The organism is Bacillus sp. AFS059628 (assembly GCF_002571225.1).
GTDB lineage: Bacteria > Bacillota > Bacilli > Bacillales > Bacillaceae_G > Bacillus_A.
This window is the reverse complement of sequence record NZ_NVEC01000059.1, coordinates 1-26,551: the sequence shown is the minus strand read 5'-3', so window position 1 is coordinate 26,551 and position 26,551 is coordinate 1. Positions and strand designations below refer to the sequence as shown.

Here is a 26,551-nt window from a genome sequence, read left to right as displayed (position 1 = left end):
TTAAAGTTTCACTTTATGCGACGTTGCAAAGTTAGTTTGACACAAATAGACTTTTTTATACAAAGAGGAATTGGAAAGTAAAAAGCCGAAATATACAGTATAAGTAATAGAAATGGGGGATAGGGATGGAGTTTTTAAATGGGAAAACAGCTGTTGTAACAGGAGCTGCACAGGGAATTGGAAAAGAGATTGCAAAGGTTTATGCAAAACTAGGGGCGAAAGTATTAATCAGTGATGTAAATGAAGAGAAGTTACAAAAAACGACACGGGAGTTATCGGATGAAGGATACGAAGTGAGCCTATATCGATGTGATGTGAGTAATCAAAATGAAGCGAAGTCGTTAATTGAATATGCGGTTCAAAAATTCGGAACATTACATATTTTAGTGAATAACGCTGGGATTACAAGAGATGCAATGTTACATAAAATGGAGAAATCTGCTTGGGAACAAGTAATGCAAGTAAACTTAACTGGTGTTTTTTATTGTATGCAACCAGCTCTCCTTTACATGAGACAACAAGGGTATGGACGCATTATTAATATATCTTCAATTAGTAGAGAAGGAAACATAGGTCAAGCAAACTATGCGGCTACGAAGGCAGGCGTTGTAGGTTTAACGAAAACGGCAGCGAAAGAAGTTGGAAGTTTCGGTATTACGTGTAATGCGATTTGTCCAGGATTTATGGATACAGATATGACAAAAACGATACCAGATAAAGTGAAAGAAAAGATGGTCGGGGCAATTCCAGTTGGTAGAATCGGAACGCCAGAAGATATTGCGAACGCAGCTGCCTTTTTAGCATCAGAATACGCATCCTATATTACAGGAGAAGTATTGAATGTGAGCGGGGGACTGCAAGTTTAAAGGCATACATAATGAAAAGAACCTGACCGGATAGGTCAGGTTCTTTTTCCGTTAGTTTAAGTTGAGCCAAACGCTCTTCACTTCTGTATAGTTATTTAATGCGTAAGATCCCATTTCACGGCCAAGACCGGATTGTTTAAATCCTCCAAATGGAGATGCTGCATCAAAGACGTTATAACAGTTTACCCATACAGTACCAGCACGTACTTTACTTGCAACATAGTGAGCTGTTTTAACATTTTCTGTCCACACACCAGCCGCTAAGCCGAATTGTGATTTATTTGCACGTTCAATTACTTCATCAATATCATTAAAAGGTATTGCAGAAATAACTGGACCGAAAATTTCTTCTTTTGCGATCGTCATTTCATCATTAACGTCAGCGAATACAGTAGGGGAAACGAAGTAGCCTTGATCGAATGGATTACTTCCTCCGCAAAGTACTTCAGCACCTTCTTCAATCCCTTTTTCAATGTAGCCCATTACACGTTTTTGTTGTTCTTCAGAAACGAGAGGACCGATTATAGTTTCTGGGCTTAAGCCAGCACCTTGATTTAATTTTTTAGAGTAAAGGACAAGGTCAGCCATGACATTATCATACATTTTCTTCGGAACAAATAAGCGTGATCCAGCAGAGCATACTTGTCCTTGGTTAAACATAACACCAGAAAGTGCACCAGGAATCGCGCGAGATAAGTCGGCGTCTGGCAAGATAATATTTGGTGATTTTCCGCCTAACTCAAGTGTAACGCGTTTTAATGATTCAGATGCTTGTCGCATAATTTGTTTACCGACTGGAGTAGAACCAGTAAATGCAATTTTATCAACGAGTGGATGATTAACAAGTGCTTGTCCAGCTGATTCACCGAATCCAGGAACGATATTAATAACACCTTTCGGGAATCCAGCTTCTTCAATTAATTCAGCTAAATATAGAGCGGATAGTGGAGTTTGTTCTGCAGGTTTTAAAACGATTGTACATCCTGTAGCAAGCGCTGCTCCCATTTTCCACATTGCCATAAGAAGTGGGAAGTTCCAAGGGATAATTTGACCAACGACACCAACAGCTTCATGGCGTGTATAGTTAAAGAAATCACCAGAAACAGGGATTGTTTGACCAACGATTTTCGTCGCCCAGCCAGCATAATAGCGCATATGCTCAATTGCAAGTGGTATGTCTGCTGCCATTGTTTCACGGATTGGCTTTCCGTTATCTAACGTTTCGAGCTGTGCAAGCTCTTCTTTATGTTCCTCCATTAAATCAGCTAATTTGTACATAAGACGACTGCGCTCGGCAGTGCTCATACATGACCAAGGACCTTCGTCAAAAGCCATGCGAGCTGCAACGACAGCTTTATGAATATCTTCGCGACCAGCTTCAGAAACGACGGCAAGTGTTTCACCAGTTGCTGGGTTAGGTGTTTTAAATGTTTTACCGGAAGCGCTTTCAATGAAAGATCCATTCACATATAACTTTTTTGTACCTTGAAGAAACTTTTCTACTTTTTCATGAAGATTTACAGCTAGTTGACTCATTGTATAACCCCCTTGAAAATATAATGTAAACGCAGTACGAGACGGCGTTTATTCCGAAGTCAAGGATGTGGGAACTAGATGGAAAGCCTCTAATTTAAATCATAATTAACAAATACTGAAAATTCAAATTTCATTTGTGTTACAATTGTAAAAAATATGTAATGTAAGAGAAACTTCTATATAATTATAAAAAATCCTGCTTGTTTTTGCTTTCTAGTAGGAAAAACTAGAAGAACAATGGTACAATAATACATCGTGAGAGGAGGGAGAAAATGAAGAATTATCATGATGATCCACGCTTTCGAATTGCCCATAGAGAAGCGTTAATTGGTCTTGGACTTGCTATTATTAATTTTATAATATGGTACGGATTTGCTTATGGGCTTGGTAGTAAAAATCCAAGTGAATATACATATGTATTCGGTTTTCCAGCATGGTTTTTTTATAGCTGTATCGTTGGATTTATTGTTATGGTTATTTTACTTAGTTTAGTTGTTCGTTTTGTATTTCAAGATATTTCACTCGATGAGGAAGAAAAAAGTGAGGAATAATAGATGAATTGGTATGTAATCATTCCAATGATAATTTCATTTATCGTTGTATTTTTAATTGGTGTATATGCTTCAAGACGCGTGCAAGCAACGGCTCATAATAAATTTTTGCAAGAATATTTTCTTGGTGGGCGTGAGCTTGGCGGTTTATTATTAGCGATGACAATGATCGCTACGTATGGTAGTGCAAGCAGCTTTATTGGTGGTCCTGGTATTGCATACAATATGGGTCTTGGATGGGTACTACTATCTGCGATTCAAGTTGTAACAGGGTACATCGTTTTAACGGTTATCGGTAAAAAGTTTGCAATTATCGCTAGGAAGATGGAAGCCATTACTCTTATCGATTATTTAAAGGGAAGATATAATAATAAAGCAGTTGTTATACTTTCTGCATTATGTATTATTATTTTCTTATTTTCAGCAACAGTAGCTCAGTGGGTCGGCGGTGGTCGATTAATTGAGTCGTTAACGGGTCTTTCTTATACAACAGCACTATTTTTATTTACTTTTTCTGTACTTGTGTACGTATTAATTGGTGGATTCCGTGCCGTTGCTTTATCAGATACGTTATTAGGTATTATTATGTTAGTTGGAACGACAATCATTTTAATTGCTACTGTCATTGCCGGTGGTGGAATTGAAAAGATTATGCAGGAACTTGTTCAAATCAATCCGAATTTAATTACACCATTCGGAGCAGATGGCAGTTTAACGAAATCATATGTAACATCATTTTGGATTTTAATTGGAATTGGTGTAGTTGGTTTACCGCAAATAAGCGTGCGTGCCATGTCTTATAAAAATTCAAAAGCGATGCACCAAGCTTTAATAATTGGGACGATTGTTGTAGGTACAATTATGATTGGTATGCATTTAACGGGTGTGTTCGCAAGAGTCGTACTTCCAGGTATAACGGTACCAGATAAAGTAATGCCGCTACTCGCGATGGAAGTATTGCCACCTTGGTTAGCTGGAGTTTTCTTAGCTGCACCAATGGCAGCAATTATGTCTACAGTAAACTCGTTATTGTTACTTGTAAGCTCATCAATTATTAAAGACATATACGTAAATTACATAAATAAAGATGCCGCAGACAGTACGATTAGAAAAGGAAGTTTATGGATTACTGCTATGGTAGGACTGCTCGTTTATGCAGCAGCGATTAAACCACCAGATTTTTTAATATGGTTAAATTTATTTTCTTTCGGTGGATTAGAAGCAGCATTCATTTGGCCAATCGTATTAGGATTATATTGGAGGAAAGGAAATGCAACAGGGGCACTCGCTTCTATTTTAGTTGGAGTAGGCTCATATATGTGTATTCATCTTTTCTACCCAAATCCGTTCGGTATACATACAGTGGTCTTCCCAATTTGCTTAGCGTTTATCGCTTATATCATTGGAAGTATGAGTGCTGTGAAAAAAACAGTATAGGTTATATGAAGAACGTAGTCCTTATAGGACTGCGTTTTTTCGTATGAATTTGTTCTTTTTTATTCTGTATATCAATGACTATTCATAAATTAATAACAATTGAGGGGGATGGAGTTGAGGTCGATGAAAAAAGTATTATTTTTAGGAGACCCGGGAATTGATGACTCTTTAGCAATTATGTATGGATTGTTGCATCCTGATATTGACATTGTTGGCGTAGTAACTGGATACGGAAATGTAACGCAAGAAAAGGCGACGAGTAATGCAGCATATTTATTACAATTAGCAGGCAGGGAAGATATACCGATTATTAATGGTGCGAAGATTCCTTTATCTGGAGATATTACAACATACTATCCGGAAATTCACGGGGCAGAAGGTTTAGGACCAATTCGTCCTCCGAAAAATCTTTCTCCGAATATAAAGCCTTTTTGTGTGTTTTTTGATATTCTTGAAAAATATAAAGGAGAATTAATCATTGTTGATGCTGGCAGGTCAACGACACTTGCGACAGCGTTTATTTTAGAAAAGCCGATGATGAAGTATGTGAAAGAATATTATATAATGGGCGGTTCTTTCTTAATGCCTGGAAATGTTACACCAGTTGCAGAGGCAAATTTTCATGGTGATCCCATTGCTTCACAATTAGTGATGCAAAACGCCAAGAATGTGACATTAGTGCCACTTAACGTTACATCTGAAGCAATTATTACACCAGAGATGGTGAAATACATTACGAAACATTCTAAAACGAATTTTAATAAATTAATTGAACCGATTTTTACGTATTATTATAAAGCTTATAGAAAGCTTAATCCGAAAATAAAAGGGAGTCCAGTGCATGACGTTGTCACAATGATGGTTGCGGCGAATCCGTCTATTTTGGACTATGTATACCGCCGTGTCGATGTAGATACAGTAGGGATTGCCAAAGGAGAAAGTATTGCTGACTTTCGTCCTCAACCTGATGCAAAAGCTTTAAAGAATTGGGTTCGAATTGGTTGGTCATTGCATTATAAAAAATTTCTCGAAGACTTCGTAAAAATTATGACGTAGACATAATAAGAGGATACAAGTTAAAATAGTGGAGATGATTATTAAAATAAGCATCTCCACTATTTTGTTTGTAAGAGATAAATAGACAAGAGTTACACAATAGGAGAGGAATTTTACTTGAAAAAAACTATAGTATGCGCAGTAATTGTGGGTATTTTCGTTTTGCTAATATCGGGTAATTTTTTAGTGAAAAAAGTATGGAGTTCAAATAATGATGATGCGCAGTATATCGCATCCTTTATTGAAGAACACAAAGATGAAAAAAATAGCGCGCTTCTAGTAAAAAGAAATGATAAAGTCGTTTATTCTGTAAATCCGAATGTTGTATTGCCAGTTGCTAGTACGATGAAGTTAATTGTGGCGCTTGAATATACGAAACAAGTTACGGAAGGGAAAATTGATCCGTCTAGTTTCGTTTCCATAAATGATGTGAATCGTTATTACGTACCGAATACAGATGGCGGTGCACAAGATAGATGGCAAAGGTATTTGCAAAAGACAGATAAGATAACAGAAGGGGCAGTTTCTTTAGAAGAAGTGGCAAAAGGAATGGTTAAATTTAGTTCGAATGCGAATGCTGAATATTTAATGGAAGTGTTAGGGTTAGATAATATTAATAGAAATTTACAAAGTTTATCCCTTCCAGCACATCAGCCGCTATTTCCGATTGTTTCATCTTTATACATCCCTGGATATTTGCATAAAGAACTACATGTTCCGAAATATAAAATAGAGAAAAAGTTAAAAGAAATGTCTCAAGAGCAATATCGTGAATATGCAATGATTATTCATGAACGCTTAAAAAAGAAGGGACCATTATTACAAAAGGAAATTCCTCTTTATTTAGAGGAACGTTACGATAAAATTTGGTCTGATCGATTACCAGCAGCTTCTGCAAACGATTATATGGTACTGCTTCAAAAGGCAAATCATAAAGGTGGCCTGACAGACGCAGAAGAAAAAGTGTGGGCGAATATCGTTGAAACAGATATGAGCGCTAAGAAATACCGTAAAACATTTAGACATGCAGGGCAAAAAAATGGCTATACACCATGGACAGTTACAAAAGCAGTTTATGCAATGGATAAACGCGGGAACTGTACAGAAATCGTGTTTTTAGCAAATAATTTAAATGAGGAAGACAGTGCAGAAATACGTAAACATTTAGCAAACTTACATTTCCAAGTGTTGCAAAGTGATAAGTATGATGCAACTTTTATTAAATAAACTCGGTGCAGGGAGCACCGAGTTTTTTATATACAAGCACTTTTTTCCTATCACTGGGTATGATGGGTAGTAATACTTAGGTGAGAGGGGAAAAGGTGATGAAACAAAGTAAAGAAGAGTTTATAAAGAGTGAAGGCGCTGATTTCCCTGGGAAAACATATGTGGATTGTGTATTACAACATGTATTTCATTTTCAGCGAAATTACTTATTAAAAGATATGTTTCAAGTGCATAAAGCGCATATTACAATGCTGACTGAAGAAAAGTTAATGAAAAAGGAAGAAGCTAAAGTTATATTACACGCCCTAAAAAAGATAGAGGGAATTCCGAAAGAGCAATTGCTATATACAAAGCAGCATGAAGATCTCTTTTTTTTAGTCGAACATTTAATTTCTCAAGAAGCAAAATGCGATTATGTAAGTAATATGCATATTGGTAGAAGTAGAAATGATATGGGTGTAACGATGTATCGTATGAGTTTAAGGCGATATGTACTACGATTAATGGAGCATCATTTGTTATTGCAAGAAAGTATGTTGCAACTTGCCGATGAGCATAAGGAAACGATTATGCCAGCTTATACACATACACAACCAGCACAGCCAACTACATTTGGTCATTATACGTTAGCGATTTATGATACGATGCAAAGAGATTTAGAAAGGATGAAAAAAACGTACAAACTTTTAAATCAATCTCCAATGGGGGCTGCGGCTCTTTCCACAACAAGTTTTCCAATTAAACGGGAGCGAGTTGCCTATTTACTTGGATTTACAAATGTAATTGAGAATTCATATGATGCTGTTGCTGGAGCCGATTATTTATTAGAAGTTAGCTTGTTACTGATGGTAATGATGACGAATACGAGTAGATGGATTCATGACTTCTTACTATTAGCGACGAAAGAATATGGTGGTATTACTGTTGCAAAGCCATATGTACAAATTAGTAGCATTATGCCGCAAAAGCGAAATCCTGTTTCCATTGAACATGCCCGTGCGATTACGAGTAGTGCTTTAGGAGAAGCATTTACAGTATTTCAAATGATTCATAATACACCATTTGGTGATATTGTCGATACAGAAGATGATTTGCAGCCGTATTTATATAAAGGAATTGAAAAGACTATTCGTGTTTTTTGTATTATGAATGCGGTCATTCGAACGATGAAAGTAGAAAAAGAAACGTTAAAAAGCCGTTCTTATAAACATGCAATTACGATAACTGATTTCGCAGATGTTTTAACGAAAAACTATGACATTCCATTTCGACATGCGCATCAGGCAGCGAGTGTTATTGCGAATATATCATTGGAGCAGAAAAAAGAGCTGCATGAATTACATGTAAAAGATGTAAATATATACTTACAAGAAAAATTAAAAATAAAATTATTAGAAAAAGAGTGGGAAGAAATTGTATCACCAGAAGCTTTTATACAAAAAAGAAATGTATACGGTGGACCGAGTAAAAAAGAAATGGAGCGTATGATTAACAATCGAAAAGAATCATTTCAAAAAGAAGAAAAGGTATTTGAAAAAGAAAAACAGAGAATTTTACAAGCGGAAAATGATTTGAATACGTTAGTTTCGAATATTATTGAATCGTAAAAGAGGAATTTAGGGAATTAATCGCCAATACTTAATGAAACTATAAATAGAGAGAAGAGATTGTCGATGATTCAATTACATGTATATGAAGAGATTCTTACTTTTAAAGAAGAGGTTACACCATTTTTAGAAAAGAATGAGCAGGAAAATAATCTCATATTAGGTATATTACAAATGATCCAACAACCGATATTTATGGGGCTAGCAAAACAAGAGGAAGAAATTGCAGTTGTATTTCTTCAAACAGAAGAAAAGAAACAAATCATTGTTGCTACGTCTGAAATGCCGGAAGAGGACATCGTGGAACTTGCAAAAAAATTAACGAAAGTATATCCAAATGTTCCTGGATTGATTGGTAATAAGAAAATTGTACAGAGATTAGCAGAAGAGATTGCTGTGTTAGAAAATAAGAAAACTACTATTGCAATGGAGCAAGGTGTATATGAATTAAAACAAGTGAAGAAAAAGTGGAAAGGAGATGGAGTTTTTAGAGAAGTAAGTAGTGATGAGCTACCATTAATAGAACAGTGGATATATCAATTTTGCGAAGATGTGAATTTGCCTACTACGAAAGAAGAAGCGACCCAAACCGCTCATACATTAATTACTAACCGTCGTCTATTTGGTTTAGAAGTAGATGGGAAGCTTGTGTCTGTAGCTGCAAAAACGAGACCAACTACAAACAATATAACAGTTAATTTTGTATATACACCGAAAGAAGCGCGGAAAAAAGGGCACGCATCTAGTTGTGTCGCTGCACTTAGTCAACGTATGTTAGATGAAGGTTACAAAACAACGACTTTATATACAGATCTGGCAAATCCGACATCAAATAAAATTTATCAAGAGATTGGTTATGAACAAATTGCGGAGTCTGTACTTATATTTTTAGAGAAATAAAATGAAAAGGCACGCTATTAGAGCGTGTCTTTTGTTATTCATCAATTCGAATGACTTCACCTTGCGGGAAATTCTCGGTTTCTAGTAAGCTACGAATTGCTTTCGCAACGTATTCAGGTGACAGTAGTTGTCCTTCTTCTTTTAGTGCGATGAAGCGGTCTAAATTGATGAAATCTTCTTTATTTGTTTCACGAATTTGTGCTTGCATACTTGTGTCAACAACACCAGGTGCAAAAGCGACGATTTTTACTGGATATTCTTTTTCTGCTTCTTCGGTTGCTACACACTGTGTAAACATATTTATACCAGCTTTCGTCGTGCAATAAGCGCCCCATCCGAAATAAGGATTTTTCCCTGCACCAGATGAAATATTTATAACACGTTTATCTACTTTCCAGTCTTTCGTATGTTTCATGAAAGTGGAGGTAAGGATCATCGGTGCAAGTAAATTAATTTGAACGTTCGTAATGAGCAGTTCACTTTCAGCTTTTTCTATTGGTTTCATCGGTGCGAGTGTACCAGCATTATTAATTAAATGAATAGATGATACAGTGTCTTCTTGAATAGATGAAATGATGTCGTTAAAGTTCGTTTCTAAATTATGTACATCTTGAAGATCTAAGGAGTGGAAAACACAATTGCTGTTATATTGCTGTGCAAGTTTCGTAAGCTCTTTATTTTCTCTTCTAGAAATAGAGATGATACTCGTGTTTTCTTCTAACAATTGCGCGGCGATTGCCTCACCTAAACCTTGTGAAGTTCCTGTTACGATAATATAGCGCATAGTGTAGTAATCTCCTCTCGTATGTGCGGAATTTTGTTGGACAAAGTACATTGCATAGTTTGTCTACATTTTATAGTATAGAGCACTTTTTACTATAATTGAAATGAGATGATTGTGTGCCTTTTATAAATCGTTTTACAACAACAGTACCTGGTGCCGTCACTTTTACGGGGAATACGTTAGGGCTTAGCCCTACATCGCCTGCGCCAGGCAATATTTTTGGTACACTTGCTGTGTTTACGACAGTAAATACAGCGCTGCAAGTACCAGGATTCCCAGCAGGGACAACAGATGAATGGCAATTGAATTCTTCAAGTGCAATTTTAAACCTTCCAGCGGGAAGCAGTGTGTTATATGCAGAATTAGTTTGGGCTGGTACTTTCCGGACTGATACGGAAGATGTTTTACCATTTTTAAATGATAACATTACATTTACAACGCCAGCAGGGACGTTTTCTGTTACGCCAGATCCTGCTACTGCACAGCAAGGTTCAGTAGGAAATCAGTTTTATTATGCACGCTCTGCCAATGTAACGAATCTTGTTAGTGCAGGTGGGGCAGGAACTTATACTACAGGTGCAGTGCCAGCTGCAAGAACTTCATTTGATCCAACTATTAGTCGTTCGGCTGGTTGGACACTTGAGGTTGTGTATCAAAACGCAAGTTTGCCGCTGCGGAATTTGTCAGTTTATGCAGGTCAAGAAATTATCGATGCTTCATCACCACCAGTTGATGCTACTATTTCAGGATTTGCTACTCCGGGGACAGGAGCAGTTACAGGAAGAGTGCTCGTAACTGCTCAAGAAGGTGATTCCAACATTGTTGGAGATCAACTTCGCTTTGGACCAAATGCGAATGCTACAGTTGCATTATCTGGCCCGAGAAACCCCGCAAATAATTTCTTTCAATCACAAATTTGTAACGACATTGGAGAGTTAGATACAACTGGAACGTTTGGAGATTTGAATCAGCCTTTAGGGATAGCTTTGGCTGTCCGAAGACAAGGGTGGGATATTACAAATGTAAATGCCTCTGCATCATTAGTAAATAATCAAACGTCAGCAACGGTTCGATTCGTTACAAATGGAGATGGATATGCTGCGGCTGGCTTTGGTGTTCAAATTGATGCAACGGGGCCAATTATTAATCCTGTTAAATCGGTTAATAGAACAGTCGCAGGGGTAGGGGATACTCTCACTTATACGATTACGGTCCCAAATACAGGGACAGGAAGTGCAGAAAACGTTGTATTACGTGATAGTATTCCGAACGGAACGACGTTTGTTGCAGGTAGTGTAACGGTAGGAGGAGTAACACAGCCGAATGCGAACCCTGCTAATGGAATTAATTTAGGAACAATCCCAAATAACACGCAAAGAATTGTTACTTTTCAAGTGCGAATAACATCGTTTCCGAACCCGAATCCCATTCCAAATCGCGCAATGGTGTCATATCAATTCCGTCCTTTCGTCGGTAGTCCACCTATTACAAGTACGTCTACTTCAAATACAGTACAAACGACAGTGAATCAAGCAACTATAAGTATGCAAAAATCTGTAGATTTACAGACTGCAACACTTAATGATGTATTAACATACACGGTTAATGTGACGAATAATGGGAATGTCACTGCAAATAATGTTATTTTTGTCGATAGTATCCCTGGTGGAACAACATTTGTTCCAAATAGTGTTACAGTGAATGGAGTAGCACGTCCAGGAGCAAATCCAGCAAGTAGTATTAATCTAGGAAGTATTAATGCTTCGCAAACGACTGTAGTGCGTTTTCAAGTTCGAGTAACATCTAATCCACTTGTCAATCCAATTCAGAACCGTGCGAGTGCAACCTTTAACTTTACTCCAGTACCTGGCCAACAACCAGTTTCAGGGCAAGCGACAAGTAATACTGTAGTTACTACTATTAATATAGCTGATATAAGAACGAGAAAAACAGTGGATAAAGCTTTTGCGACAGTGAATGACGTTCTTACGTACACTATTACAATTGAGAATATCGGAAATGTACTTGCGACAAATGTTATTTTTCAAGATCCGATTCCAGTTGGAACGACTTTTATCGCAAATAGTGTGACTGTAGATGGGGTTTCACAACCTGGAGCAAATCCTTCGACTGGGTTTGCGGTAGCAAATATTTCTCCAAGCGGAAGTAGGGCGGTTACATTTCAAGTACGGGTTACATCTACTCCATCAGGAGGCACGATTGCGAATCGTGGAAATGTATCTGCTAATTTCGTCGTTATTCCGAATCAACCACCAATGACGATTAATAGACAAACGAATACAGTTGTGACACAAGTGAATACAGGCGGTTTAAATGTAATAAAAGAAGTGAATACGACACAAGCGGCAGTAGGGGACACTTTAAATTGTCGATAGGTAAGTCTTTGAGGTTATCTCCAACTTTTCCCCCGATCCGCACGGTACGTGCCACTTTCACGGCATACCGCGGTCCACCTATATTGTAGTTTTCTTTTCATCTAATAATGATAAATTCTAAGCAAACAACGCTAGTTGTTCATCTTTCATATCCACTTCATTTTGTGATTACATACAGATTTCCTCGTTTTTGACTAATTTCCGCAATTTATTAAGTTTGCATAACTGTTCCTCGTTGAGTTTTAGTTGATTGAGGAATTGGTTTATGGTTTCTTTATTGGTTGCGTGTATTAGTGTATGGACACTTGGCTTGATGATGATAAGGTTTTTGTAGCTGTCATCCCTTGTTTCACTCCATAATCGCTTATGGTGACAGTGAATGTCCCAAGGCGAGAGTTTCTCACCTGTTACACTGCATCTTCCTTTTTGTGCAATATAAAGAGAAATTCGATTATCATTGTACTCTATGGTTGCCCGTTCATTTATAACTGGATTTTCTCTTAACCATTTCAGTTCCGCTTCAGTTATTTCTGCCAAGTTTTTGTGTATCAGGGCTCGTCCTTCTGCGGTGTATCTGTTAATGGATTGCTTTTTCATCATCGGTCTTTTGTGTTGAATATAGGAGATTGGTAAAATAGGACATTTCATGAGAAATCTCATCATTTTTGACTTTAGGTATGGTTGAATACCTTTGTCTTTCCCTTTATATTTCCCTATATTCGTGTATCCGTTTGTATTGCTTTTTCCTCTAATTTTTGACTTGGGGAATCTGTTATACATCATGTGACCAAGACTATGACTCATTTTACTGAAATCCAGGGAAGCATGCGTTGCTATTTTATAATAGTTGTGCTTACCAATGACCATGCTGTTGTATATACTGATTCTCTTAATTGTTTCATTAGAGTTTGGGGTTCTCTGTATCCTTTTCACTTGTTTTGCTAAATCTTGTTTTGTTTTTTCCAGTGCTTTGGGAGAGACATGTGTTACTGCAATGTGTCGTGTGTCACCGTTCTTCTTCTTACCTTTCTTTACAGCCTTAAGAGTGAAACCTAAGAATTCGCTCTGTTGCTTTTTCAGATTGGTTACTTTAGACTTTTCGGTTGAAATAGGCAGTTTTAGACGTTCTTTTAACCACATTTGAGTTGCTTCGAAAATTTTCTCTGCATTCCTACGTGTATTTGTAAAGATTTTAAAGTCATCTGCGTATCTTACGATATACATTGGTTTCATCTTGGATGTTTTGGATAGACAGTATGTTACAGTGTCATTACTCCAAATCCCATCTTTCAATCTCGGCTTTACCTTCTTGGCTTTGAAAGTTTCCCATTGATTACTGACCCACCAGTCGAATTCGTTAAGATTAATATTGGCGAGGAGTGGACTAAGGATACCGCCTTGTGGGGTACCTTTGGTTGGAAATATCGTTTTGCCGTTAGGTAGTTGCACTGGCGCTTTCAATATCTTACGGATAATGACTAGTAGTTGTTTGTCACGAATTCCCAGTGTCCATAGTTGGCGCATGAGTTTAACGTGACTTACTTCGTCAAAGAAACCCTGAATGTCTACATCCACCACATATGTAAGGTTTTGCTGATTTACTCGTTTTGTTGCGTCTGCTATAGCATTTTCAGCACTTCTGTTTGGGCGAAATCCATGACTTCGGTTACAGAAGTGTGCTTCACAGATAGGCTCCATTACTTGTAAGATGCATTGTTGGATAATCCTATCCCACATACTTGGTATTCCCAGAGGTCTGGTTTTTCCATTGGGTTTCGGTATTTCCTTGCGCCTTACTTTCTGCGGTTGGTAGTTTTGAAAGCGTCTTTTTACTTCATTCAAGAAATAGCTTTGTTCCATCCTCTCAATATCATTAATGTTTACATTGTCACAGGCTGCTGTTTTACTCCCTTTGTTTCCTTTAATGTTACGAAACGCGAGAAGTATATTTTCATCTGATATAATGATAGGCATTAGATTTTTGAAAGAATTTTTCTTTGTTGCTCTTCGGTATAAGTCGTCTAGGACAGGTTGAATACCGTAGTACTCGCTGTGTCGTAGTTTCTTATCCTTTAGAGTGGACTTAGTTTTATCATTCATGGTCTATCACCTACTCTCATGTTGATTTGTGGTGACCTTTTGTGTCTTACCAGAATCCATGCAAGATTAGATGAAATTTCAGTTCCTACAAATAGGCTTGTGGCTGTTCCTCCAATTCCATTACAGAATCTTCAACGGTCGTGCCACTACTCTCACCACTATTAAGAATACTTCCCTCGGTTACCCGTTTCGTATTCAACTATATCCGCCGATAGAGTCATAGACCCAACGTTAGTGGCTTTCGACGTTCCGTTCAGACTATCGTTGTTTTAAAGATCTTTCGATCTCCGATTTAGGTGCTTGCTTTACCCCGTGTCTAGCTCCGTTGCCTGTAACAACGTTAGGATTGGTCACTATGCGATGTTTCCAATCCATTAGACAAGTCTTATTTTCAGACTCCGAATCATTTCTGACCCGTAAACCTATCGAGGTGTACATTCGCAAGTTCGTCAGTGTTTACACATTCTCACCTTGTCGGTTGACAGCATACGGTACTTAGTTAGTTCCAGCCGGTTTATTATTCCTGCTGGCTTTCGGTTATCCATATAGATACTACGAACCGTAACCGCATGTTTTACCCTGCTTCCAACATCTCACTCTGCCGAGTGTATGCAGTTGGGAATCTCACTGGGAGAGTTTCGGGGCGTTACTCCTTCATTCCTCTCACTCGCCTGAACAGTTATCCTACTCTTTATTGTTTTCGATATTTCTACAATTAAGAATAGTCCTCGTTGTCGCCTATACTTCCGCATTACTTACTCGAGAACGTCTCGCACCATATACGATTGCCGTCCAAAATACAGGAAACGTTCCGTTAACAAACGTGTTTTTCCAAGACACTATTTCTTCCGCTGTCTCATTTGTTGCAAATTCTGTAACAATTAATGGAGTACCACAAAGTGGATTGAATCCAAATACAGGATTTTCTCTTCCGAATATTCCTGCGGCTCAAACAGTTGTAGTCACATTTGACGTATTAATTGTACAGGATCCAGAAAATGAAGATATTTTAAATCAAGCAAATGTAACAGCAAGTTTTCAAGTGAATCCGAGTGAACCCCCCGTAACAATCAATGTTCCGAGTAACATTGTGAATACAACTGTACAATCAGGGAACTTTGAAGTTGTGAAATCAGTGAATACGGATGTTGCAACGGTAGGGGATGTTTTAGTATATACAATCGAAATCATAAACGCAGGTAGTGTACCAGCAACAAATGTATTTTTCCAAGATTCAATTCCACAAGGTACATTATTTATTGAAAACAGTGTCTTTGTGAATGGGGTCTTACAAGAAGGGGCAGATCCAGAATTCGGATTCCCATTAAATAATTTACCCGTTGGTGCGAGTGTAATTGTTACGTTTGAAGTATTAATTGATGAAATTCCACAGGGAAATAATGTCGTAAATAATGCGAATGTAACTGGAGATTTTCTTGTAAATCCCACAGAACCACCAATTACTGTAACGGTGCCAAGTAATACTGTTATGACAGTGGTGAATTCTTCAGGGTTAAATGTAAGGAAGAGTGTAAGTGCTACTGAAGCAGGAGTAGGAGATACGTTAACATATACAGTTCGTATACAAAATAGTGGAACGGTAGCAGCGACAAATGTATCATTTCTTGATCGAATTCCAGTTGGAACAACGTTTGTAGCAAATAGTGTAATAATAAATGGAACGCCTCAACCAGGTTTAAACCCAACAACTGGATTTCCACTTGCTAATATTCCAGTAGGAGGGACGGTAACAGTTACTTTTCAAGTGACAATTACGAGTGTACCATCAAATAGAGTTCTTCCGAATAATGCGAATGTCACTGCTGATTTCCAAGTAAGTCCTCTCCAGCCACCGATTACAGTTGTAACGATTAGTAATATTGTAGTGACGCGAGTGAATGTAGGATCACTTAATATAATGAAGAGTGTAAATACAACGCAAACAGGAGTAGGAGATACGTTAACGTATACGATTCTTATTCAAAATACAGGAACTGTTCCTGCAACGAATATTATTTTTCAAGATCCGATTCCGTCTGGTACTGCGTTTGTAGCAAATAGTGTGACGATAAACGGAGTCGTACAGCAAGGCGCGGATCCTATGGCAGGTTTCCCAGTACCAAATATTCCGGTCGGGCAAACGGCTACGATTACGTTTCAAGTTACAGTGACGAGTGTTCCGAGTGGTGGGAATATAAGAAATCAATCGAATGTTACTGCCAGTTTCCTTATAAATCCAACTGGTCCTCCTATAACGACTATTACAAATAGTAATTTTGTAGTGACACAAGTAAATACAGCTCGATTAAATATACAAAAATCTTCATCTGTACAACAAGCAACACTTGGAGAAACTTACACGTATTCTGTTGTTATTCGAAACAACGGAACAGTGACAGCAACGAATGTCTCTTTTATTGATCCAATTGCTCCAGAAACAACGTTTGTAGCAAATAGTGTAACGATAAATGGAACGCCTCAACCTGGATTTGATCCAAATGTAGGTTTTCCGCTTCCTAATATTGCAGCTGGCACATCATTGACAGTAACGTTCCAAGTGATAGTTGTTGCACCATCCACGCGCGGAGCTGTACTAAACACGGCATCTGCTACAGCCACTTTTTTATTAAATCCTTTACAGCCTCCTGTAACAACGACAAATTCAAGTAATACGACAGTAGTTACGATACCGTTGCCGCCTCCTGGTGAAGTAACAGCAACAAAAACAGTTGATATTGCCGCTGGTGCTGTTGGAGATGTATTAACGTATACAGTGTTAATAACAAATGTAGGAATTATCCCTGTTACAGATGTGCTCTTCCAAGATGTCATTCCAGAAGGGACAGCGTTTGTAGCAAATAGTGTAACGATAGGCGGGGTACAGCAACCTGGTTTAAATCCGGAAATAGGCTTTACAGTTAGTCCACTATTGAATGCTGGAGCGAGTATTTCTGTGACGTTCCAAGTGACGATTACGGAGATTCCAGATAATGAAGTCATATTAAATGATGCAGATGTTACATTTACTTCACAACCAAATCCGCAGGAGCCACCTATTACAGAAACGATATTAACGAATTTAGTCGTTACGACAATTAATATAGCGTCTATATTTCCATTAAAACTAGTCGATAAAGAGGTAGCGACGGTTGGAGAAATATTAACGTATGATGTATTAATCTTTAATTTTGGTACAGTGGCAGCGACGAATGTTGAATTTATAGATACAACTTCTGCCGGTGTAGCATTTGTACCGGGAAGTGTGAGCATAAATGGGGTGCCGGCACCAGGATTAGATCCTTTCATTGGTTTTCCAGTTCCAGATATCCCTGTAGATGATTTTGTACTTGTCACATATCAGGAAGTGGTTACAAGCATACCAGAAGGTGGAACGATTGTTAACTTTGTAGACGTTACAGCTACATTTGCTGTAAGTGAAACGGAGCCGCCTATTACCGAAACAACAACAAGTAATACGACATTAACAGAAATTAATGAACTTGGTTTGAATGTTTTAAAATCAGTAAGTCAGCCGGTTGTTGCAGTAGGTGATACAATCACATATACAACAGTAGTTCAAAATACAGGTACAGTGGTAGCGACGAATGTTCAATATAGTGATGTATTACCGTCCTCAATCACATTTATACCAGATAGTGTAACGATAGATGGTGTGCTACAACCTGGATTCAATCCTAATAATGGATTCCCGCTTCCAGATATAAGCCCAGGTGAAAGTGTAGAAGTTACGTTCCAAGTAACAGTTGTCAGTGTCCCATCAAACGGAACAATTGCTAATACCGCGAATGTTACGGGAAGCTTTATACTAATACCAGGAGAACCACCAGTTATAGTAAACCAACCGAGCAACACAACACTTACAACTGTAAACAGAGGAAGATTTAATGTTATTAAACAAGTAAATAGGGCTGCTACTCTCGTTGGAGATGTATTAACGTATACAGTTCAAATAACGAATACAGGAACGGTAACAGCTAATGATGTTCAGTTTATTGATACGATTTCAGCAGGAGCGTCATTTATACCAAATAGTGTAACGATAGATGGAACCCCGCAACCAAACTTAAATCCGATTACTGGTTTTGGAGTTGGAGATATACCAGTTGGTGAAACAGTTATCGTGACGTTCCAAGCGACAGTTACAAACATCCCGTCATCAGGAACCATTACGAACGTTGCAAATATAACAGGAAGATTTACTTTAGTACCAGGAGAGCCGCCGGTTGTAGTAACTGAACCGAGTAATACGACAATAACAAGGGTAAATAGAGGAAGATTTAATGTTATAAAAACCGTAAATAAGCAAGCAACACGATTAGGGGATACGTTAACTTATAGTGTGCAAGTTACAAATACGGGAACGGTAATAGCGACGAATGTTCAGTTTATCGATGTTCCGTCACCTAGTTTAGAATTTGTTCCTGGAAGTGTACAAATAAATGGAATTCCACAAGTAGGTTTAGATCCATTTGTAGGCTTTTCATTACCAGATGTTGCAGTAGGGGACAGTATAGTAATTACATTTGAAGTAAATGTAATCGCAATTCCACCTTCTAGTAGCATTATGAATACGGCGAGAGTAACTGGTGATTTCGAATTGATTCCAGGAGAACCACCGTTTACAATTACGAACTCAAGCAATACGACAGTCACACCAGTAAATCGAGGTAGTTTAGATATGTTGAAAGAAGTAGATCATTCGGTTGTTGGAGTGGGAGAAACGGTAACGTATACAGTTCGTATATTAAATACTGGTACGGCTGATGCGATGAATGTTCAATTTATAGACGTGTTATCTCAGGAAGCTGAATTTGTTCCAAATAGTGTAACGATAAATGGAGTTCCGCAGCCAGGAGTAAATCCACAGGTTGGATTTACGATACCAGACATTCCAGTCGGTGAGACGGCACTTGTAACATATGAAGCTATGATTATAAGTTTTCCAGATGGTGGTACAGTAGTGAACCTTGCTGGGGCGTTAGCCGAATATATTTTAGTACCAGGAGAACCGCCAGTTACAGTGATGGATACGAGCAATACAGTTATCGTGACGGTAAATACGGCAATCTTATTTGTTGCAAAAGGAGCGGATTTTGAAGTAGCGATGGTAGGAGATGTTGTCACTTATGGAATTGCTGTTATAAATGATGTACCTTTCCCATTTGCCAACCCGAATACAGGTATTCCGTTAGGTGATTTTCAGCCAAATGATGCAACAATTATTAATTTCCAAGTCGTCATAACAGGAGGACAAATAAATAATTTAGTTACAAATACTGCTTACAGCGAATGGGTTTGCAACTGTGAATCCAAATGAAGCGCCTGTAGTAGTTGAAGGCGATAGCAATACAGTTGTTATTCCGTTTATTCCTCAAAATGTTTCAACGACAGTTGTAAAAACCGCAGATCATCAAACAGCAACGATAGGCGATGTTATTACGTTTACGACAGTTATCACGAATACGGGGGATACTATCATACAAAATATTCGTTTTCAAGATATGTTAGATAGTAGTGTTCGATTTATCCTTGGAAGTGTAAAGGTTGATAATACGCTAGTGCCAAATATAAATCCAGTATCAGGATTTCTTATAGGTAGTTTAAATCCGGGTGAGGCACGGACAGTTTCATTCCAAGTAGTAGTGGAGAGAGCACCAAGCGGTTCAGGGAATTATATAAATCAAGCGAGTATTCGCTTCGAACATCAAGCAGGCACAGTATTACCACCTGTTACGCAAATAATGGAAAGTAATATTGTGGTCATACCGTTCGTTCCAACGATTGAACAAATTTGTGAAACGAACTTTAATTGTCTAGATAAAATTCCGTTTTCATGTTCTCCGTGTAATCAGTTGCACGGACATAAAAAATAAAACCCAAAAGAGCATCNNGATGCTCTTTTGGGTTTTATCATATAGATTCATTTTCCGATGAGGTAAAAAACTCGTTGATTTTGTTGGAGAGTAGAAATGGAATAGCTCCTTTTATAACAGAAATATCCCAGTCCCACCATGCGAGATTCTCTAGTTTGTCAATCGTTTCTTGCGGGAAACGATATCGAACAAATTTTGCAGGATTACCAGCTACAATTGCATATGGAGGTACGTCTTTTGTAACAACGCTCTTTGCTCCAATGATGGCCCCGTTACCAATTGTAACACCAGATAAAATGCAGGATTGATAACCAATCCATACATCATTGCCGACTACGATATCACCTTTTGAAGAAGGGTGACCAGTAATATGTGCTCCTTCATTGAAGAGAGCGTTAAATGGATAAGTCGTTATCCAGTCTGCGCGATGTTCGCCGCCAAGTATGAAAACGACTTCTTCTCCTAACGAACAAAATTTTCCTATTTTTAATTTTGTTTCATCGTTCCAAGAAAAAATGGTTGGCCCTACTTTACTATAAGTATAATCACCAATATCATATTTATTATATTCAGGTTTTTGATTTAAATATAACATAACGAATTTAGCATCCTCTCTAAAGCAAGTAATGGATATGGAACATTATATGCAACTTGGAATAAGGTGAACTGTGTTGTATGAATTGGTAATGCACAAATATAGTAGTAAGCGCAACGAATAAAAGGGAGTGGAATGAATGATATACGAAATGGGGTTATATAATAAACCTTTTCAGTCAATTCAATTAGGAAAAAAAGTATATGAAGTACGTTTATACGATGCGAAACGTCAACTTATAAAACGAGGCGATCATATTGTATTTACGAATCTTACGACAGAGGAAACGATCACTGTAAAAGTAACGGAAATAAAACGATACGAAAGCTTTAAAGGAATGTACGAACAAATTGATAAAAAATTATTGGGTTGTGAAAATGATAGTTTAGAGGAAATGTTAGAAAGTACATACAAAATATATACGAAAGAACAAGAAGAAAAGTGGGGAACAGTTGCGATTCGTATTGAGGTAATAAAATGATAAGAAATCGCGGCGTGGCTATCATTGTGCAGGAAGGGAAAATCGCACTTATAAAACGTATCCGAGACGGGGAAACATATTATGTTTTTCCAGGGGGAGGAATTGAAGAAGGAGAAACACCCGAAGAAGCAACGAAGCGAGAGGCTTATGAAGAGTTAGGGGTACATATAGAAGTGGAGCATCTAATTGCAAAGGTGGAGTATAAGGGTACGGAGTATTATTTTAATGCCCATATTATAGGTGGAGTTTTCGGAAGTGGTAAAGCTGAAGAATTCGAAATAAAAGATAGAGGGAGTTATATTCCGTTATGGTTGCCGATACAAGAGTTGGAAAAAGTGAATATAAAACCGTATGAAGTGGTCGGAAGTATATGTAATCATTATAAAAAGTAAGGTCTGACAACATACAAAAAAAACCATTGACATAGCCTTCTGATTTAAGTATTGTATTCGAGTATGTTTATAATCAGGAGGTTTATATGAGCAATCAAACAACTACACATCATGTGAAAATGACAACAGCAGATCCATCTGGAATTGGTCTATTTGGATTAGCGATGGTAACACTTGTAGCATCATCTCAAAAGTTAGGCTTAACGGATGGCGTTTCTCTTGTATTACCATGGGCAATCTTTTTAGGAGGATTTGCACAAATCTTTGCGTGCATTCACGATGCAAAGCATAACAATACGTTCGGTACAACAGCATTCGGTGCGTATGGCCTATTTTGGTTAGGTGTTGGAATGACTTGGTTAATTCAACTTGGAGTATTTGGCGAAAAATTAGCACAAGCTGCAGATTCAAAACAGCTTGGGGTAGCCTTTATCGGATATTTGATTTTCACAATCTTTATGACAATTGGTGCAATGGAAACACATAAAGTATTATTTATGATTTTCGTTCTTATTGATTTCTTATTTATTGGTCTTTCATTAAGTACTTTAGGTGTTATGCCGCATGCAATGCATAATTTAGCAGCATATTCTGAACTTCTTATTTCATTATTATCTTTCTATGGTTCAGCAGCAGCAGTGTTAAATACACACTTTGGAAAAGTTGTTTTACCAGTCGGAAAGCCGTTCGGTATTTTTAAAAAGTAATAAAAAAGCACAGATGATTGTATAGTCATCTGTGCTTTTTTTGTGGGATAAAAAAATATAATTGAAATTGATTCTCATTATTAATATAATGATAATGAGAATCATTTATTGTAAGAGGGGGATGCCGAAGTGGCGAAAATTTTAATAGCTTATGCAAGTATGTCAGGAAATACAGAGAGTATTGCTGATTTAATTAAAGTTAGTTTAGATGCTTTTGATCATGAAGTAGTCTTGCAAGAAATGGAAGGCATGGATGCTGAAGAATTATTGGCTTATGATGGAATTATTTTAGGGTCTTATACGTGGGGCGATGGTGAACTACCATTTGAAGCGGAAGATTTCCATGATGACTTAGAAAATATAGATTTATCAGGGAAAAAAGTAGCGGTATTCGGATCAGGAGATACGGCGTATGAACTGTTTTGTGAAGCGGTAACGATATTTGAAGAGAAACTTGTAGAACGCGGTGCAGAGCTTGTACAAGATGGATTGAAAATCGAATTAGCTCCAGAAGATGAAGAGGATGTTGAAAAATGTAGTAATTTTGCCATTGCATTTGCTGAGAAGTTCTAAGAATGGGAGTGTCAACATGGAGACAATGTTAAGTGCGACCGCTATTACAAAGTTAAGAGATGGAAAGCTTATGTTAGCTACTACATATAATGGCTTATTTATTGAACAAGACGGAGAATGGAAACAAATTTTAAATGGTTTTCAAAAACGAATTAGGGATTTACATAGCGAAGGTAATATAGTGTATGGTGTAGGTGACGAAGGAATTTTTATTCGTAGTATGAATGGTGGAGAGAACTGGACAGTTCAGCGTTTTCCAACAAAAGCAACGAGTTGGAATGTGTGTAGTAATGAAAAAGGAACTGTCATTGCTCATGGAGATAAAACGTTGTATCATTCTAATGATTTTGGTTCGACATGGGAAACTATTCATCCATTTCTTGAGTATGGTAGCGGGGCACCATCTATTCGATCGTTATTTTTATATAAACATTACCTATTTATCGGCACAAAAATACATGCTAAATATGGTGGCGTTTGGCTCTTTAATTTGGAGACACATAAATTAAAGAGGATTAAAATGGTGATGAATCAGATGATTTCAGCGTTGACTTTACACAATTCTTATTTAGTAGCAGCAAGTGGATCGTGCAAGGGAATTAGCGGGAATATTTCTTTTTGTAAAATAGATGAAAGTATTGCGTGTGAAAAAACATATTGGCACACATGCCAAAGCGAGCAAAAAGCAAGTAGCTATTTAGACTTAAGTGTAGATCAGCATGTGCTATATACAACGTCAACGCAAAATAAGGCGGGGATTAGTAATGTCTGTCGTGTACTTCTAGAAGAAGGAATTGTTACAGTATGTGACTCAGTTAAAGGGCATGGCTGGCGCATTGTGAACGAAAAAGAAGGCTATGTTGTAGCTGGATCAGGTGAATCAAAAGCAATGCAATGGAAGAAAAAAGTTGTATAGCAAAAAAAACTTTGCTTTTATTATATTGATATGATATATTATATTTAAACCATTTTACTTTTAATAATATAGAGATTTAAATGAGCTGTAACTTCCGAGGAGGATAGCAATGTTAAATCTCCTCAGAGTTGCAGTTTTTTTAATGTCTGACTTATTTTTGTAAAGTGGTTGAAAATGAATATGTACATATAGGTACATTGTAGGAGGATTTTTTACATGCAAAACGGTAAAGTAAAATGGTTTAACTCAGAAAAAGGTTTCGGATTCATCGAAGTTGAAGGCGGAGAAGACGTATTCGTACATTTCTCAGCTATCCAAGGCGAAGGCTTCAAAACTTTAGAAGAAGGTCAAGAAGTTACTTTCGAAGTAGAACAAGGTAACCGTGGACCTCAAGCTACTAACGTTAACAAGAAGTAATTATGGAAAAAAGAAGGGCTTGCCCTTCTTTTTTTTTTGTATTTTTCATTGAATAACCTCCTATGTACATAGCATAATGAGATTGAATTTTCGTTTTTTGACGAAGTATTACATGCATAAAGTGTATGAATAAATGAATACTGAAAATAAAGAGAAACTTTAATCAGTGGGGGGTTCTTCATCCCCCATTGATTATTAGTCCTCACCAATCGGACTTTTATGGGCAGCCCAACTCTCACCTAAATTCTTTGCTTTCGCTGAATTTTGAGGTGGGGGTCTTACTGCCCATTAAAGCAGGATAAAGTATGTTTGTGAAAAGGAATGTAGAAAGAGGTAAATAAATTGGAAAACGCTACACATTTTATTGTGTTTGATATAGAGAGAAATTTCAGGCCGTATAAATCAGACGATCCGTCAGAGATAGTTGATATCGGGGCTGTAAAAATAGAAGCGAGTACAATGAAGGTAATTGGAGAATTTTCGGAGTTAGTAAAACCAGGTGCACGACTTACTCGCCATACGACAAAATTAACAGGAATTACAAAGAAAGATTTAATGGGTATAGAGAAATTTCCGCAAATTATAGAGAAATTTATTCAGTTTATCGGAGAAGATTCTATATTTGTTTCATGGGGAAGAGAAGATTATCGCTTTCTATCTCATGATTGTACGTTACACGGTGTAGAATGCCCAACTATGGAAAAAGAGAGCAAATTTGATTTGCAGAAATTTGTTTTCCAAGCGTATGAAGAATTATTTGAGCATACACCAAGTTTACAATTTGCAGTAGAACAGCTCGGTTTAACATGGGAAGGAAAGCAACACAGAGCTTTGGCAGACGCTGAGAATACAGCAAACATATTTTTGAAAGTATATAGCGAGAGAGATATTCATAAACGGTACAAAAGACATGGTGAACTTGAACTAGTAGAGAACGGAAAACTAACAGAAAAAGCGAAAAAAAAGATGCGAAAATGGGTATTTAAAGAAATGAGAAAAAATACTGAGCGTCCTTTCGTTTGGAGTATATTTGAAAGTAGTGACACGTGGGAAAGTATTACGGAAAGATATTATATAGGTGAACCTACAGTAGAACTTCTGAAAAAGCATTTTCGTACGGCGGTTAGAAAAGCGGAAAGGCAGATTAGGTATTTGGCTGAGATGGAGAAGAATGCAGAGGTTAAATGATATTCTTCTTTATTTCTAGCTACATAAATGTAACGTCATTGTTTTTATAGGTGAATAAAATATTCATATTAAATAGCAATTGATTTGTTGTGCTACTTTGAAATTTAAGGTGTGGTAAGAAATTTTTTAATATATTCATAAAATTAGAGCCCATAGAAATGAAAGAGGGTAAAGTTGAATGGAAGCAATCTTTAACATTGTAACAGTTTTAGTTTTTGGGATAATATTTACCACGCTATTAGCGGTAATTATACTTCCTTTCATAGCAAAGAAGAAGAATTGGAAAAAGGTTAATATATCTTTAAAGCGTGGTGTATTAAAGATTAAAGTTGAAGAGTAAAATATGAGTTTTATACAAGGGAGGTGTGATAGTGATAGACTTAGATATTAAAGACGTCAACGTACAGATGGAATTAAACGGAGTCTTTTGGAATGAGGATGGGATTGCTGAAATGACGGTGACTACAAAAAAAGAGCATTCTCTTCTTCTTCGTTTAGTAGTTGACTTAGAAAGTAAAACGATTAGGGCAACGAGTGTCGAAATAGTGAATGGATTTTGTCCTCTGTGCAAACAGGAAAAGGATGAATGTAGTGAACTGAATGACTTACAAAACAAAATGGATATTTTAGAAGAAGTTTACGATTGGGTGAGAGAGCATCCGGAATATCGTTTTCAATTATCTTTTTACGAGTACAATAAGTTAGAGGTAGTGAAGTGAAATTTTCATTTTACTAATATACATAGTGACTACTCTAATGGAAATACACTTGTACAACAAAAAACGAATCTACTGAATCCTGTGACAAATGTCCTTTTGGATTAAAAATAAGCATATTTTGTTATAAAGCAGAAAAACCGATTCTTAGTAGAATCGGTTTTTAATATAAACGTCAACTAAGTTCAAAATAAAAGAGGTTGTCCCAAAAG

At 37.2% G+C, this 26,551-nt stretch carries 20 protein-coding genes and 2 pseudogenes; 18 read left to right on the top strand and 4 right to left on the bottom strand.

The annotated features are described in order from the left end of the window. Nucleotides 1–125 precede the first annotated feature (125 nt). Nucleotides 126–866: a 3-oxoacyl-ACP reductase FabG gene (gene fabG, locus COL05_RS19915; RefSeq protein WP_098669864.1), complete on the top strand. Its 741-nt coding sequence runs from the start codon at nt 126–128 to the stop codon at nt 864–866. A gap of 51 nt (nt 867–917) precedes the next feature. Here the strand turns inward: fabG and dhaS are convergent, their stop codons facing one another. Continuing rightward, complete coding sequence (gene dhaS, locus COL05_RS19910) at nt 918–2,402, bottom strand: aldehyde dehydrogenase DhaS (RefSeq protein ID WP_098669863.1); 1,485 nt, start codon at nt 2,400–2,402, stop codon at nt 918–920. 272 nt (nt 2,403–2,674) lie between these two features. On the opposite strand from dhaS, the gene COL05_RS19905 reads away from it, so the two are divergent. From COL05_RS19905 to COL05_RS19880, 6 genes are all read left to right on the top strand, one after another. Further along, nucleotides 2,675–2,953 (top strand): YhdT family protein, encoded by a 279-nt coding sequence (locus tag COL05_RS19905; RefSeq protein ID WP_000800722.1) that lies wholly within the window; start codon nt 2,675–2,677, stop codon nt 2,951–2,953. 3 nt (nt 2,954–2,956) lie between these two features. Further along, a complete protein-coding gene (gene panF, locus COL05_RS19900; protein ID WP_098669862.1) occupies nt 2,957–4,390 on the top strand; it encodes a sodium/pantothenate symporter in 1,434 nt (477 codons plus the stop codon). A 114-nt stretch (nt 4,391–4,504) separates the two neighbouring features. Further along, nucleotides 4,505–5,446 carry a nucleoside hydrolase gene (locus COL05_RS19895; RefSeq protein ID WP_306475320.1) on the top strand — a complete coding sequence of 314 codons (942 nt, stop codon included), beginning with the start codon at nt 4,505–4,507 and terminating at the stop codon, nt 5,444–5,446. Between the two features lie 117 nt (nt 5,447–5,563). Further along, nucleotides 5,564–6,673 (top strand): serine hydrolase, encoded by a 1,110-nt coding sequence (locus COL05_RS19890; protein ID WP_098669860.1) that lies wholly within the window; start codon nt 5,564–5,566, stop codon nt 6,671–6,673. 80 nt (nt 6,674–6,753) lie between these two features. Further along, entirely contained in the window at nt 6,754–8,280 is a 1,527-nt protein-coding gene (gene argH, locus COL05_RS19885) for an argininosuccinate lyase (RefSeq protein WP_306475319.1), read from the top strand. A 66-nt stretch (nt 8,281–8,346) separates the two neighbouring features. Next, entirely contained in the window at nt 8,347–9,180 is an 834-nt protein-coding gene (locus COL05_RS19880) for a GNAT family N-acetyltransferase (RefSeq protein ID WP_098669858.1), read from the top strand. A gap of 34 nt (nt 9,181–9,214) precedes the next feature. On the opposite strand, the gene COL05_RS19875 is transcribed toward COL05_RS19880, so the two are convergent. Continuing rightward, nucleotides 9,215–9,964 carry a (S)-benzoin forming benzil reductase gene (locus tag COL05_RS19875; protein ID WP_098669857.1) on the bottom strand — a complete coding sequence of 250 codons (750 nt, stop codon included), beginning with the start codon at nt 9,962–9,964 and terminating at the stop codon, nt 9,215–9,217. 116 nt (nt 9,965–10,080) lie between these two features. Here COL05_RS19875 and COL05_RS19870 point away from each other — a divergent pair. After that, nucleotides 10,081–12,348 (top strand): annotated as a pseudogene (locus COL05_RS19870) (DUF7507 domain-containing protein); the annotation flags it as partial. Nucleotides 12,349–12,528: 180 nt separating this feature from the next. Here the strand turns inward: COL05_RS19870 and ltrA are convergent. Continuing rightward, on the bottom strand, nt 12,529–14,460 hold the full coding sequence (gene ltrA / locus COL05_RS19865; protein WP_098669856.1) for a group II intron reverse transcriptase/maturase: 1,932 nt from the start codon (nt 14,458–14,460) through the stop codon (nt 12,529–12,531). A gap of 778 nt (nt 14,461–15,238) precedes the next feature. Between ltrA and COL05_RS19850 the strand changes: the two are divergent. After that, nucleotides 15,239–20,354, top strand: a pseudogene (locus tag COL05_RS19850) (DUF7507 domain-containing protein); the annotation flags it as partial. Between the two features lie 37 nt (nt 20,355–20,391). On the opposite strand, the gene COL05_RS19845 reads toward COL05_RS19850, so the two are convergent. Continuing rightward, nucleotides 20,392–20,949, bottom strand: coding sequence for a CatB-related O-acetyltransferase (locus COL05_RS19845; RefSeq protein WP_098669855.1), 558 nt, complete (start codon nt 20,947–20,949; stop codon nt 20,392–20,394). 139 nt (nt 20,950–21,088) lie between these two features. Here COL05_RS19845 and COL05_RS19840 point away from each other — a divergent pair, with 139 nt between their 5' ends. The 9 genes from COL05_RS19840 to COL05_RS19800 all read left to right on the top strand — a co-directional run bounded on the left by COL05_RS19840 (nt 21,089) and on the right by COL05_RS19800 (nt 26,342). Then, entirely contained in the window at nt 21,089–21,430 is a 342-nt protein-coding gene (locus tag COL05_RS19840; RefSeq protein ID WP_098669854.1) for an ASCH domain-containing protein, read from the top strand. After that, nucleotides 21,427–21,822, top strand: coding sequence for an NUDIX hydrolase (locus COL05_RS19835; protein WP_098669853.1), 396 nt, complete (start codon nt 21,427–21,429; stop codon nt 21,820–21,822). Before COL05_RS19840 ends, COL05_RS19835 begins: the two co-directional genes overlap by 4 nt. A gap of 86 nt (nt 21,823–21,908) precedes the next feature. Further along, entirely contained in the window at nt 21,909–22,529 is a 621-nt protein-coding gene (locus COL05_RS19830) for an acetate uptake transporter (protein WP_000070938.1), read from the top strand. Nucleotides 22,530–22,658: 129 nt separating this feature from the next. Then, nucleotides 22,659–23,102 (top strand): flavodoxin, encoded by a 444-nt coding sequence (locus tag COL05_RS19825; RefSeq protein ID WP_098669852.1) that lies wholly within the window; start codon nt 22,659–22,661, stop codon nt 23,100–23,102. Between the two features lie 16 nt (nt 23,103–23,118). Continuing rightward, a complete protein-coding gene (locus tag COL05_RS19820; protein ID WP_098669851.1) occupies nt 23,119–24,018 on the top strand; it encodes a WD40/YVTN/BNR-like repeat-containing protein in 900 nt (299 codons plus the stop codon). Nucleotides 24,019–24,234: 216 nt separating this feature from the next. Further along, the gene (cspB, locus tag COL05_RS19815; RefSeq protein ID WP_001179150.1) at nt 24,235–24,435 is read left to right on the top strand and encodes a cold shock-like protein CspB; all 201 of its coding nucleotides are present in this window, start codon (nt 24,235–24,237) and stop codon (nt 24,433–24,435) included. Between the two features lie 342 nt (nt 24,436–24,777). Further along, the gene (locus COL05_RS19810; RefSeq protein WP_098669850.1) at nt 24,778–25,623 is read left to right on the top strand and encodes an exonuclease; all 846 of its coding nucleotides are present in this window, start codon (nt 24,778–24,780) and stop codon (nt 25,621–25,623) included. Nucleotides 25,624–25,801: 178 nt separating this feature from the next. After that, entirely contained in the window at nt 25,802–25,963 is a 162-nt protein-coding gene (locus tag COL05_RS31455) for a hypothetical protein (RefSeq protein ID WP_098669849.1), read from the top strand. A gap of 31 nt (nt 25,964–25,994) precedes the next feature. After that, nucleotides 25,995–26,342, top strand: a complete 348-nt coding sequence (locus COL05_RS19800) for a hypothetical protein (protein ID WP_142337579.1) — start codon at nt 25,995–25,997, stop codon at nt 26,340–26,342. The last annotated feature ends 209 nt before the right edge of the window (nt 26,343–26,551 follow it).

Bases quoted from the DNA above. Each gene is read 5' to 3' on its own strand.
- fabG (WP_098669864.1), top strand. From the start codon at position 126: ATGGAGTTTTTAAATGGGAAAACAGCTGTTGTAACAGGAGCTGCACAG.
- dhaS (WP_098669863.1), bottom strand. From the start codon at position 2,402: ATGAGTCAACTAGCTGTAAATCTTCATGAAAAAGTAGAAAAGTTTCTT.
- COL05_RS19905 (WP_000800722.1), top strand. From the start codon at position 2,675: ATGAAGAATTATCATGATGATCCACGCTTTCGAATTGCCCATAGAGAA.
- panF (WP_098669862.1), top strand. From the start codon at position 2,957: ATGAATTGGTATGTAATCATTCCAATGATAATTTCATTTATCGTTGTA.
- COL05_RS19880 (WP_098669858.1), top strand. From the start codon at position 8,347: ATGATTCAATTACATGTATATGAAGAGATTCTTACTTTTAAAGAAGAG.
- COL05_RS19875 (WP_098669857.1), bottom strand. From the start codon at position 9,964: ATGCGCTATATTATCGTAACAGGAACTTCACAAGGTTTAGGTGAGGCA.
- ltrA (WP_098669856.1), bottom strand. From the start codon at position 14,460: ATGAATGATAAAACTAAGTCCACTCTAAAGGATAAGAAACTACGACAC.
- COL05_RS19845 (WP_098669855.1), bottom strand. From the start codon at position 20,949: ATGTTATATTTAAATCAAAAACCTGAATATAATAAATATGATATTGGT.
- COL05_RS19840 (WP_098669854.1), top strand. From the start codon at position 21,089: ATGATATACGAAATGGGGTTATATAATAAACCTTTTCAGTCAATTCAA.
- COL05_RS19835 (WP_098669853.1), top strand. From the start codon at position 21,427: ATGATAAGAAATCGCGGCGTGGCTATCATTGTGCAGGAAGGGAAAATC.
- COL05_RS19830 (WP_000070938.1), top strand. From the start codon at position 21,909: ATGAGCAATCAAACAACTACACATCATGTGAAAATGACAACAGCAGAT.
- COL05_RS19820 (WP_098669851.1), top strand. From the start codon at position 23,119: ATGGAGACAATGTTAAGTGCGACCGCTATTACAAAGTTAAGAGATGGA.
- cspB (WP_001179150.1), top strand. From the start codon at position 24,235: ATGCAAAACGGTAAAGTAAAATGGTTTAACTCAGAAAAAGGTTTCGGA.
- COL05_RS31455 (WP_098669849.1), top strand. From the start codon at position 25,802: ATGGAAGCAATCTTTAACATTGTAACAGTTTTAGTTTTTGGGATAATA.